This is a genomic window from Dietzia kunjamensis, from assembly GCF_045689975.1.
GTDB classification, from domain to species: Bacteria; Actinomycetota; Actinomycetes; order Mycobacteriales; family Mycobacteriaceae; genus Dietzia; species Dietzia kunjamensis.
The window spans coordinates 2,765,021-2,776,373 of sequence record NZ_CP143297.1 but is presented as its reverse complement, the minus strand read 5'-3'; the positions used below and the strand labels follow the sequence as shown (position 1 = coordinate 2,776,373).

Below are 11,353 nucleotides of genomic sequence, written 5' to 3'. Positions count from 1 at the left end.
GGCCGCATAACCCGGAGCGTGGCTGGCACCATGAGGCGCATGACCTCTGCGCCCACCCACCCTTCGCCCACCCTCGCCTCGGCCGTCTCGTCGGACGGCACCGCGATCGCCTACCGGGTCCTCGGCGATCCCGCCGCCCGGCCGCTCGTACTGATCCACGGATGGGCCCAGTCGAGCTCGAGCTGGGGGACCGAGGTGCTGGGCGACCTGGCGCAGCGGTTTCGCGTCGTGGCGATCGATCTGCGCGGCCACGGGCATTCCGACGTCCCGGCCGACGGCTACGACTCGGCGCGGCAGTGGGCCGACGACGTCGAGGCCGTCCTGGACTCCGCGGGCATCGGCGAGGATGCGGGCGCGATCCTGCTGGGGTGGTCGTACGGCGGCGTGGTGGTCTCGGACTACCTGGCCGCCCGCGGCGAGGGCCGGGTCGACGGGATCGTGCTCTGCGGCGCGGTCACCTCGCTCTCCCGCTCGGCCGGCGGCGCGATCGGCCCCGCCATGAAGGAGGTGACCTCGGGCGGCGCGTTCGACGAGAAGCCCTCGGTCGCGCTGGCCGCGTTCACGAGCTTCGGTAAAGCCTTGATGCGCTCGGGATCGGGCGCCGACGGGCAGCGGATCCTGGGACTGTCCCTGTCCACGCCCCCGGCGGTCCGGCAGGCGCTGCTCACCCGCAAGGTGGACAACGACGACACCCTGCGCGGTCTGACGATCCCCGCGCTGGTCCTCCACGGTGCCCACGACGGGGTGGTGCTGCCCTCCGCCGGCCGGGCCAACGCCGAGATGATCCCCGGCGGCCGCTACGTCGAGTTCGCGGAGTCCGCGCACGCGCCGTTCCTCGAGGACACGCCCCGCTTCCTGGCCGAGCTCGACGACTTCGCCGCCTCCCTGTAGCGCCGCCGCGCGGGTCCGGCAGCCGACGCGACGGGCGGGCCCGGTCGGGGAGGCCCACCTCGTCGTCGTCACCTCAGGGCGGGCGGGGGCACGGGCGACGTGCACCCCGGCGCGGGCGGGGGCACAATCGGACGGGTGACCGTAACCGACCTCGACCCCGGCGCCGCGCATCCCCTGCCCCGGCGCATCGCGGTCCTGTCCTTCCACACCTCGCCGCTCGCCCAGCCGGGCACGGGCGACGCGGGTGGGCTCAACGTCTACGTCCTGCAGACCGCGCGCCGCCTGGCCCGCCGCGGGGTGGAGGTCGAGATCTTCACCCGCGCCACCCACTCGTCGCAGCCGCCCGTCGAGCAGGCGGGCGACGGCGTGCTGGTCCGCAACATCGTGGCCGGACCGTTCGAGGGCCTGCGCAAGGAGGACCTGCCCACGCAGCTGTGCCCGTTCGTCGCCGGCGTGATGCGGGCGGAGGCCGGGCAGGCGCCGGGCCACTACGACCTCATCCACTCCCACTACTGGCTCTCGGGCCAGGCCGGGCTCGTCGCGTCCGAGCACTGGGGGGTGCCACTGGTGCACACCGCGCACACCCTGGCGGCGGTGAAGAACGCGGTCCTCGCCGAGGGGGACACCCCCGAGCCCGAGTCCCGGCGCATCGGGGAACAGCAGATTGTGGACGCGGCCGACCGGCTCGTCGCCAATACCACCGGCGAACTGCGCGAACTCGTCGACTACTACGACGCCGACCCGGCCCACATCGACGTGGTCCCGCCCGGCGCCGACCTCGAGCAGTACACCCCCGGCACCCAGCGCGGCACCGAGCGGGCCCGCCGCGCGCTCGGGCTGGGGCAGCACTCCGAGGTGATCGCCTTCGTCGGCCGGATCCAACCGCTCAAGGCGCCCGACGTGATCGTGCGGGCGCTGGCCGAGATGGTGCGCGCCCAGCCCCGCCGCGATGTGCGTCTGATGGTCGTCGGTGGGCCCAGCGGGTCGGGGCTCGAAAGGCCGCGCTCGCTGATGGAGCTGGCCGAGGAGCTGGGCGTGGCCGACCGCGTGTGCTTCCTGGCGCCGCGCCCGCCGTCGGAGCTGGTGGACGTCTACCGGGCCGCGGACATCGTGGCGGTGCCGTCGTACTCGGAGTCGTTCGGGCTCGTGGCCCTCGAGGCGCAGGCGTGTGGGACCCCCGTCGTCGCGGCCGCGGTGGGCGGGCTCCCCACGGCCGTCGCCGACGGCCGGACCGGGATCACCGTGGACGGGCACGATCCGCGGGAGTGGGCGCGCGTGTTGTCGGGATTGTTGGACGACGACGAGCTGCGCCTGTCGATGTCGCGGGCCGCCCCGGTACACGCCTCCGGGTTTTCCTGGGACTCCACCGCCGACGGGCTGCTGTCCTCGTATGCGGGCACGATGGCCGCATACCGGGCCCGGCGTGCGGAGGCAACCGCGTCCTGACCTCCCGTCCGCACGAGCCGCCGCGTCGAATCGCCTACGAGGCCCGGCCCACGACCCCCAAGGAGCCACGATGATCGACCCCACCGAGAGCAAGCGCATGGACGACGACGGGCCGGCCCCGCACCGGGACGATGTCGACGCCCCGACCGTCGAGCGGATCCGCAACTTCCTCGTGGAGCGGGAGATCGAGTCGACGCTGGCCGACGGACGGACCTTCGTCGTGATCCTGCCGGGGGAGAAGCGCCTCAAGACCGCGTGCCACCTGACGGTGAACCGGGAGAGCGTGCGCATCGAGGCGTTCGTGTGCCGCCGACCCGACGAGGACTTCGAGAAGGTCTACAACTACCTGCTGCGGCGCAACCGGCGGCTCTACCAGGTGGCCTACACGCTGGACAACAACAGCGACATCTACCTCGTCGGCCGGATGCCGCTGGTCGCGGTGACCGAGGAGGAGCTCGACCGCGTGCTGGGTCAGGTGCTCGAGGCCGCCGACCACGACTTCAACGTCCTCATCGAGCTGGGCTTCCACACCTCGATCCGCCGCGAGTGGGAGTGGCGGGTGTCCCGGGGCGAGCCGCTGCGCAACCTCGACGCGTTCCGCCACCTCACCGAGGACCTGCCCCAGCCCGAGTAGCCCGGGGGCCGGGACAACCCGCCGGTCAGGGGTTGATCTGCTGCGCCACTTTCTTGCGCAGGACCTTGCCCATCGGGTTGGTGGGCAGTTCGTCCAGTTCGACGAACTCGCGCGGGACCTTGTACCCGGCCAGCGAGCCCTTGCAGTGCGCGCGCAGGGCGTCGGGGTCGAGTGAGGCGCCGGGTTCCGGCACGACCGCGGCGATGACCTTCTCGCCGCCGTCGGAGCTCGGGCGGCCCACCACGGCGCAGTCCGCGACGCCCGGGGCCGTGCGCAGCACCGCCTCGACCTCCGACGGGTAGACGTTGAACCCGCCGGTGACGATCATCTCCTTGATCCGGTCCACCACGTGCAGGAAGCCGTCGGAGTCCTGCACCACGACGTCGCCGGTGCGGATCCAACCGTCGTGGAAGGTCTCGGCGGTCGCCTTCTCGTTGCGCCAGTAGCCCGGGAACACCTGCGGCCCCTTGACCAACAGTTCACCGGGCTCGCCGGCCGGTGCGTCGACCGAGGGGTCGTCCTTGTCCGCGACACGGATATCGGTGTCCGGGAACGGGACGCCGATGGAGCCGGCCCGCCTCGCCGTCGACATGGGGTTGCCCACGGTGATGGGGGAGGTCTCGGTCATCCCGTACCCCTCCACGAGCAGTCCACCGGTGGCGGACTCCCACCTCTCGATGAGCTCGGCGGGCAGGCTCATGGCGCCGGACAGCGAGTGCCTGATGCCGTGCAGGGAGATCTTCCGCCTGTCGGCCTCCTCGAGGATCTTGCTGTAGATCGGCGGGACGGCCGGGATGAAGGTCGGCAGGTCCTTCTTCATGATCGGCATGATGAGGTCCATGTCGGGGGTCGGCACCAGTTGCAGCCGCGCGCCGACCGCGATCCCGATCACCACGCACAGCGTCACCCCGTAGGCGTGGAACATCGGCAGGGAGGCCAGGAAGCGCTCGCGACCGAACTCGAGCCCGGGCACCCACGCCCGGCCCATCTTGGCGTTGGCCACCAGGTTGGCGTGGGTGAGCACGGCGCCCTTCGGGGTGCCGGTCGTGCCGGAGGTGTAGAGGATCAGTGCGGGGTCCCCGGCCGCCGGCCGCGGGTACGAGAAGTCCAGCTCGGCGCCCGTCTCGAGGTCCGCCCAGTCCAGCGTGCCGGGGGCCGGCCGGGAGAGCTTGTCCCGGGAGGCGCGCAGTGACGGCACCGGCAGGTGCTTGAGCGCCAGCCTCTTGGCGGCGGGGAGCTCGTCGAGCAGGTCGACCGAGATGATGTGCTCGATCGCGGTGCCGGGCCGGTCGGCGAGGTCCCGCACCACGGGCGCGACGACGTTCCAGGTCACGACCACTTTCGCCCCGTGGTCGGCGAAGGGGCCCTCGAGCTCGTCGGCGGTGTACAGGGGGTTGTGCTCCACGACGATCGCACCGATGCGCAGGGCCGCATAGAAGACCGCGACGCCCTGGGGACAGTTGGGCAGCAGCACGGCGACGCGGTCGCCACGGTCGACGCCCAGGCGCCGCAGGCCCTCGGCGGCGCGGCGCACCCGCCTGCCCAGGTCCGCGTAGGTCGTCAGGCGGCCGAAGAACTCGGTGGCGGGCCGGGACGAGTAGGTGCTCACGGCGTCGTCGAACTGGTCGATCAGCGTGGTGGTGCCGTAGTCGAGATCCTGCGTGGTCCCCGGCGTGTAGTGGACGGTCCACGGCCGCCCGGTCGATTCGGGGGTGTCTCCGGCGTGTGTGGTCATGTCTGCACCGTAGTCCTCGGAGCGCGGGTCATAATGGCCGTATGGCTTACGGAACACTCGTCCTCCTGCGTCACGGGCAGTCCACGTGGAACGCATCCAACCAGTTCACGGGCTGGGTCGACGTCGACCTCACCGATCTCGGTCGGGAGGAGGCGGTCCGCGGCGGCAGGCTCCTCGCCGAGGCGGGGATCCTGCCGGACATCCTGTACACCTCGCTACTGCGTCGCGCGATCACCACCGCGAACATCGCGCTGGACGCGTGTGACCGTCACTGGGTCCCGGTGATCCGGCACTGGAAGCTCAACGAGCGTCACTACGGCAAGCTCCAGGGCCTGAACAAGGCGGAGATCAAGGACCAGTTCGGCGAAGAGCAGTTCATGTTGTGGCGCCGCAGCTACGACACCCCGCCGCCGCCGATCGACCCGGCGGGCGAGTACTCGCAGACCTCCGACGTGCGCTACGCGGACCTGCCGGAGGTGCCGTTGACCGAGTGCCTCAAGGACGTCGTGGACCGGTTCATCCCGTACTACGCCGCCGAGATCGCCCCCAAGCTCGCGGAAGGCAAGACCGTGATGGTGGCCGCGCACGGCAACTCGCTGCGCGCCCTGGTCAAGCACCTCGACGGCATCTCCGACGAGGATATTGCCGGCCTGAACATCCCCACCGGGATCCCGCTGGTCTACCACTTCGACGAGACCGGGCTGGTCGCCAACCCGGGCGGCACCTACCTCGATCCGGAGGCCGCCGCCGCGGGTGCGGCCGCCGTGGCCAACCAGGGCGGCAAGTAGTAGGTGAAGGCCCGGTGAACGGGTCGCGAACCCCCGGCAGCCTGCGAACTTCGCGCAGGTGGCCGGGGGTTTGGCGATTCGGGCGCCGGAACGCCACACCGTAGGATCGGGGTCGTGCAGGTCAGTCTGGGGATCTTCCTCGCGATCGTCGCCGGGATCATCGGCTTCATCGTGGGCGGCTTCGTCGTCCCACTGATCCACCGACGCGGTGAGCGTCGGCGCGCGGAGCAGGCCGGGCCCAGCCGGCTGGATGTCCTGCGGGGCGTCTATCAGCAGGCGCCGTACGCACTGGCGGTCGTGGATCGCCACCAGGACGTGGTCCTCTACAACCGTCGTGCAGCGGAGTTGGGGATCGTCGATGACCGCCTGCTGGTGGAGCCGGTGTGGCGCGCGGCCCGGTCGACGTTCACGGACGGCCACCCCACCCGGTTCGACCTGCCCGCCAAGATGGCCCCCGGCCGCCGCCGCGTCCCGTCGGTGAGCGGGCGCGGGGAGATCCTCGAGGGCAACGGTGAGCAGTTCGTCGTGGTCTTCGCCGACGACGACTCCGAGCACCGTCGTATGGAGGCGGCCCGCCGCGACTTCGTCGCCAACGTGTCCCACGAGCTCAAGACCCCGGTCGGGGCGATGGCGGTGCTCGCCGAGGCGCTGCTGGAGTCCAAGGACGACCCGGAGTCGGTCGAGTACTTCGGCGGACGCGTGGTGAGCGAGGCCCAGCGGCTCGGCAAGATGGTCTCCGAGCTCATCGAACTCTCGCGCCTGCAGGGCGCCGAGCGGATCCGCGACCCGGAACCGGTGGACGTGGACGACGTGGTGGCCGAGGCCCTGCGTCGGTCGGCGTCGGCGGCGGAGGCGGCCGGGATCGAATTCATCACCGATGCGCCGTCCGGGCTTGAGGTCAAGGGGGACTGGACCCTCCTGGTCACGGCGGTGTCGAACCTCATCTCGAACGCCATCAACTACTCGCCCGACCACACCCCGGTGTCGATCACCCGGTCCGCGACCGGGGACACCGTGACGCTGCGGGTCACCGACCGCGGGATCGGCATCGCCCCGGAGCACCAGGCCCGCGTCTTCGAGCGGTTCTTCCGCGTCGACAAGGCCCGTTCCCGCGCCACCGGCGGGACCGGATTGGGTCTGGCGATCGTCAAGCACGTCGCCCAGAACCACAACGGCGCCGTCAGCCTGTGGAGCTGCCCCGGTACGGGGTCGACCTTCACACTCGAACTTCCGGCTCATGTGGAGCCGGGTGGCGCCGGGGGGACCCCCGGCGCCGAGCACGCCGACCAAGGAGAGGACCAGGTGCCGTGACCAGGGTGCTGATCGTGGAGGACGAGGACTCGCTGGCGGATCCGCTGGCGTTCCTGCTCCGCAAGGAAGGCTTCGAGGTCACCGTCGCGGGGGACGGCCCGACCGCGCTGGAGAACTTCGAGTCCGAGGGCGCGGACATCGTGCTGCTGGACCTCATGCTCCCCGGGATGTCCGGCACCGATGTGTGCAAGCGACTGCGGACGACGTCGACCGTCCCGGTGATCATGGTGACCGCCCGCGACAGTGAGATCGACAAGGTCGTCGGCCTGGAGCTGGGCGCCGACGACTACGTGACCAAGCCCTATTCGGCCCGCGAACTCATCGCCCGCATCCGGGCGGTGCTGCGCCGCGGCGCCGAGGCCGAGGCGGAGCCGGTCAGCGACATCGGCGTTTTGGAGTCGGGGCCGGTGCGGATGGACATCGAGCGGCACACGGTGCTGGTCCGCGGTTCGGCCGTCACGCTGCCGCTCAAGGAGTTCGACCTGCTGGAGTACCTGCTGCGCAACTCGGGCCGGGTCCTCACGCGCGGACAGCTCATCGACCGGGTGTGGGGGTCGGACTACGTCGGCGACACCAAGACCCTCGACGTCCACGTCAAGCGTCTGCGCTCGAAGATCGAGTCCGATCCCGGCAAGCCGGTGCACCTGGTGACCGTCCGCGGGCTGGGCTACAAGTTCGAGGGCTGACCGCCCCCGCTGGATTCCGGACTGCCCCGGTCAGGTCTCGCTGGCTCGTTCGGTCTGCGCCCGCTCGGTCGCCGGGTGCACGGCCACGATCCCGAGCTGCCGCCGACGCCGGCACGCCGCGGCGAGCACCTCGTAGCACTCGGCGCCCAGCAGTTCGACCAGCTCGTCACGTAGGGAGATGTAGACGGGGTCGACGCCGACGTGAGCCTCGGGCGAGCCTGTGCAATACCAGTCGAGGTCCAGCCCGCCCGGGCCCCAGCCGCGGCGGTCGTACTCGCCGACGCGGGTGTGGAGGATCTCCACCTCGTCGGGACGGGTCTCCCATTCGCGGGTCACGTGGATCGGCAGCTGCCAACACACGTCCGGCTTGGACTCGGGCAGGCTCCGCCCGGTCCGCCCGGCCAGGTGGTGCAGGGCGCAGCCCGACCCGGTCGGCCATCCGACGTCATTGAAGAACACGCACCTCCCGCCCAGGCGGCGCGTCCTGAGAGCGGGCTCCATCTCGCCGTCGTCGCCGGTCAGTTCGTCCTCCTCCAGCCACGCCTCCTGCGCGGCCCCCTCCGCCGCCGCGGCGGCGTGGGCGGCCTCACGGTGCTGCCATTCCTCCGGACGCAGCAGGGCGACGTTGGCCTCGAGCCGTTGCCGGTCGGAGTCGTCGGAGAGGAAGGCGCCGTGCGTGCAGCAACCGGAGTCGGGCTGGTCGCGTTCGATGCCGTGGCAGGCGGGCGTGCCGAAGACGCACGTCCACGACGACAGCAGCCAGGTCATGTCGGCGGAGATCAGATGTTCGTCATTCGCGGGGTCGGGGAACGTGTACCACTCCCGCGGGAAGTCGAGGGGGACCTCGGGCTGAGGGGCGCCCGGGGTCGGGGGGCGTTCGGTGGCGGTCACAACCTGCGACCGTAGACCGTTTAGGGTGGTCGTGTGAGATTAGGTGTCCTGGACGTGGGAAGTAACACGGTCCACTTCGTGGTGGTCGATGCCCACCGGGGTGGTCATCCCACGCCCATGAACGATTCCAAGACCCGGCTACGCCTGATCGAGTACCTGGACGACGACAACAACATCTCCAAGACGGGCATCGCCCGGCTCATCGACGCGGTCAACGAGGCCGCCGAGCTGGCCGAGGCGACCAAGTGCCGCGAGGTCATGGCGTTGGCCACCTCCGCCGTGCGCGACGCGGCCAACTCGGACGACGTGTTGGCCAAGGTGGAGAAGGAGACCGGCATCGAGCTGCGGGTGCTCTCCGGTGAGGACGAGGCGCGCATGACGTTCCTCGCCGCGCGTCGGTGGTACGGCTGGAGCGCGGGGCGGATCATCAACCTCGACATCGGTGGTGGGTCGTTGGAAATGACCCACGGCGAGGACGAGCTGCCCGAGCAGGCGTTCAGTCTGCAGCTGGGCGCCGGCCGGCTCACCCACGACTGGTTCAAGACCGACCCGCCGGAGCGCAAGCGCATCAACCAGCTGCGTGACTACATCGACGCCGAGCTCGACGGGCCGGCCCGGGAACTCCGGGCGGCCGGTGAGCCCGACCTCGCGTGCGCCACCTCCAAGACGTTCCGTATGTTGGCCCGGCTCACGGGTGCGGCGCCGTCGTCGGCGGGCCCACGGGTGGACCGGGTGCTCACAGCCGCCGGTCTGCGGCAGGTGATCGCGTTTATCTCCCGCATGACGGCCGCCGACAGGGCAGAGTTGGAGGGCATCAGCTCCGACCGCTCGCATCAGGTGGTGGCGGGAGCGCTGGTGGCGGAGGCGTCCATGCGTGCGTTGGGTCTGGAAAGTGTGAAAATCTGTCCGTGGGCTCTGCGAGAGGGGCTCATCCTGCAGCGTCTCGACCGGGACGTGGGCGGCGACGGGAAGGGGAGCTGACGATGGCCGAGGATTCAGACGGTCAGCAGATCACCGTGGCGGAGCTGCTCAAGCGCATGGGCGCGGAGCAGCAGGACGCCCCGGCCGGGCGTCGGCGTCGCCGGGCCGACGAGGGCGGCGGACTCAGCGTCTCCGAGCTCACCGGTGAGATCCCCAAGATCACCGACGACACCGTGCTCAGTGGTCGCGCGGCGCGGCGTCGGGCGCGGGAGGCCGAGGAAGCAGCAGCCGCCGACCAGGGTGCGCAGCCGGGTGCCGACGGTGGTGCCCCGACGGGCGCCGAGAAGACCCCGGGGACGACGACGAGGTCGTCCACCTCTGAGGCCCCGCAGACCCCGCGGTCCTCGGGACGGCGGCGGGCCCCGGAGGCAGGGGCGCCCGCGTCCACGCCGGCCGGGTCGGCCGAGAAGTCGTCCGCCGCACCGACACCCACCACCTCGCCGGCCCCGCAGCAGGCCACCCCGCCATCGGGCACCACCCCGCCGGCCTCGCAGCAGGCCACCACGCGGATGCCGGCCGCCTCACCGCAGCAGGCCCCGTCGTCGTCGACCCCGTCCGCGCCCGCCCCGTCGCCCTCCGCCTCCGATGACGCCGGCCAGCAGGGAAAGAAGGGCGGCCTGCGCGGGCTGTTCGGCCGCAAGCGCAAGGATGCGGAGCAGTCGGGGTCCGACGCTCCCGCCACCCGCCCGACGCCCGCCGATCGTGGGGGCGTGGCGCCCGCCGGCGCGGCGGCCGCAGGTGTCGCGGGCGCTGCCGCTGCGGGTGTCGCCGGCACCGCAGCCCCGGGCTCGGTCGACAAGACAGCTCCGTCCGCAGCGGCCGGAACCGCAGACAAGGCCGCGCCAGCCTCGTCGACCGCCCCGGCGGTCAAGCCCGCCACCGCCAAGCCCGCCACCGGCAAACCCGGCACCGGCACGTCCGCCGCGACCTCCGGTTCTGCCGAGGCCGGCAAGGCCTCCGGGGCCACCGACACGGCCGTCACAGCAGACGAGCGCACCACCGACAAGCCCGCCGGGACCCCCGCCGCTCCGGCGGCCGACAAGCCCGCCGGGACGCCCGCCGCTCCGGCGGCCGACAAGCCCGCCGGGACCTCCGCCGCTCCGGCGGCCGACAAGCCCGCCGCCGCAGACAAGCCCGCAGCAGGGGCCGCCGCCTCCGCATGGGGTGTGCCGTCGGGCAGTGGCTCGACCGCCCACCGCGCCCCCGAGGCGCCCGCCGAGCAGCCCGACGATTCCGACTCCGCCACGCGCGGGGGTGCCCTCGGTGCGGCGACCGCTGCCGCCGCCGGAGGTGCGGGAGTCGCGGGAATGGCCGCGGCAGTGGCCGGCGCGGGCACCGGAACCGAGCGGCCGAAGGTCGACGAGACGAAGTCCGACGCGGCGCAGACCGACGCGACGCAGGCTGAGGCGACGAAGGCCGGCGCAACGACAGCGGACCAGCAGCCGGTCGCCCGGCCCGGGGCCGACGCCCCCGTCGCCGACCGGACGAGCACAGACCAGCCCGGCGCCGACCGGGCCGACGCTCCGACCCCCGCACCCGCGTCGCAGCAGACCCCTGCGGAGCCGGACAACTCGCAGTACCGTGACGTCGACTATGCCCCCGGCGGGGCCGAGCCCGAGCGGTCGCCGGCGTCGCAGTGGTTGATCCTCGTCGCGCAGGTGCTCGCCTCCGCGGTCGCGGGCGCGGCCCTGTTCATCGGCTTCCAGTTGCTCTGGCGCGATCTGCCGTGGGTGGCCTTCGCTCTGGCGATCGTGGTGATCGTCGGACTGGTGGCCATGGTCCGTGTCCTGCGCAGGAGCAACGACTCCGTCAGCATCGCCCTCGCGGTGATCGTCGGCCTGGGCGTGACGTGCGGGCCACTCCTGCTCAGACTCGTCTCCTAGCCGCATCCCGGCCACGACCCGCACCCCGCCCGCGCCTGCTCCAGGTGCGGGCGGGGCCGTTTCAGCCGCGGTGCGCGAGCGGGCGGCCCCGTTCGACCGCGGCCGGC

At 72.1% G+C, this 11,353-nt stretch carries 10 protein-coding genes; 8 read left to right on the top strand and 2 right to left on the bottom strand.

Going from position 1 to position 11,353, the window contains the following annotated elements; genetic code table 11:
• Window positions 1-39: 39 nt before the first annotated feature.
• The 3 genes from VZF99_RS13010 to VZF99_RS13000 all read left to right on the top strand — a co-directional run bounded on the left by VZF99_RS13010 (window position 40) and on the right by VZF99_RS13000 (window position 2,971).
• Entirely contained in the window at window positions 40-891 is an 852-nt protein-coding gene (locus VZF99_RS13010; protein ID WP_335672801.1) for an alpha/beta hydrolase, read from the top strand.
• Window positions 892-1,026: 135 nt separating this feature from the next.
• Window positions 1,027-2,337 (top strand): D-inositol-3-phosphate glycosyltransferase, encoded by a 1,311-nt coding sequence (gene mshA, locus VZF99_RS13005; RefSeq protein WP_407334997.1) that lies wholly within the window; start codon window positions 1,027-1,029, stop codon window positions 2,335-2,337.
• 70 nt (window positions 2,338-2,407) lie between these two features.
• Entirely contained in the window at window positions 2,408-2,971 is a 564-nt protein-coding gene (locus VZF99_RS13000) for a YbjN domain-containing protein (protein WP_069389592.1), read from the top strand.
• A gap of 25 nt (window positions 2,972-2,996) precedes the next feature.
• Here VZF99_RS13000 and VZF99_RS12995 read toward each other — a convergent pair whose 3' ends face one another.
• Complete coding sequence (locus VZF99_RS12995; RefSeq protein ID WP_407334996.1) at window positions 2,997-4,706, bottom strand: long-chain-fatty-acid--CoA ligase; 1,710 nt, start codon at window positions 4,704-4,706, stop codon at window positions 2,997-2,999.
• A gap of 41 nt (window positions 4,707-4,747) precedes the next feature.
• On the opposite strand from VZF99_RS12995, the gene VZF99_RS12990 reads away from it, so the two are divergent.
• From VZF99_RS12990 to VZF99_RS12980, 3 genes are all read left to right on the top strand, one after another.
• On the top strand, window positions 4,748-5,494 hold the full coding sequence (locus tag VZF99_RS12990) for a phosphoglyceromutase (protein ID WP_120286050.1): 747 nt from the start codon (window positions 4,748-4,750) through the stop codon (window positions 5,492-5,494).
• Window positions 5,495-5,608: 114 nt separating this feature from the next.
• Entirely contained in the window at window positions 5,609-6,805 is a 1,197-nt protein-coding gene (locus tag VZF99_RS12985) for a sensor histidine kinase (protein WP_407334995.1), read from the top strand.
• Window positions 6,802-7,491 (top strand): response regulator, encoded by a 690-nt coding sequence (locus VZF99_RS12980; RefSeq protein ID WP_407334994.1) that lies wholly within the window; start codon window positions 6,802-6,804, stop codon window positions 7,489-7,491. Before VZF99_RS12985 ends, VZF99_RS12980 begins: the two co-directional genes overlap by 4 nt.
• 30 nt (window positions 7,492-7,521) lie before the next feature.
• Here the strand turns inward: VZF99_RS12980 and VZF99_RS12975 are convergent, their stop codons facing one another.
• On the bottom strand, window positions 7,522-8,382 hold the full coding sequence (locus tag VZF99_RS12975; RefSeq protein ID WP_407334993.1) for a hypothetical protein: 861 nt from the start codon (window positions 8,380-8,382) through the stop codon (window positions 7,522-7,524).
• A gap of 33 nt (window positions 8,383-8,415) precedes the next feature.
• On the opposite strand from VZF99_RS12975, the gene VZF99_RS12970 reads away from it, so the two are divergent.
• A complete protein-coding gene (locus VZF99_RS12970) occupies window positions 8,416-9,363 on the top strand; it encodes a hypothetical protein (protein WP_407334992.1) in 948 nt (315 codons plus the stop codon).
• A gap of 2 nt (window positions 9,364-9,365) precedes the next feature.
• Window positions 9,366-11,246, top strand: coding sequence for a hypothetical protein (locus VZF99_RS12965; protein ID WP_407334991.1), 1,881 nt, complete (start codon window positions 9,366-9,368; stop codon window positions 11,244-11,246).
• Window positions 11,247-11,353: the final 107 nt, after the last annotated feature.

Excerpts from the sequence above, each read along its gene's own strand:
- VZF99_RS12995 (WP_407334996.1), bottom strand. The coding sequence starts at position 4,706 with ATGACCACACACGCCGGAGACACCCCCGAATCGACCGGGCGGCCGTGG.
- VZF99_RS13000 (WP_069389592.1), top strand. The coding sequence starts at position 2,408 with ATGATCGACCCCACCGAGAGCAAGCGCATGGACGACGACGGGCCGGCC.
- VZF99_RS13010 (WP_335672801.1), top strand. The coding sequence starts at position 40 with ATGACCTCTGCGCCCACCCACCCTTCGCCCACCCTCGCCTCGGCCGTC.
- VZF99_RS12965 (WP_407334991.1), top strand. The coding sequence starts at position 9,366 with ATGGCCGAGGATTCAGACGGTCAGCAGATCACCGTGGCGGAGCTGCTC.
- VZF99_RS12990 (WP_120286050.1), top strand. The coding sequence starts at position 4,748 with ATGGCTTACGGAACACTCGTCCTCCTGCGTCACGGGCAGTCCACGTGG.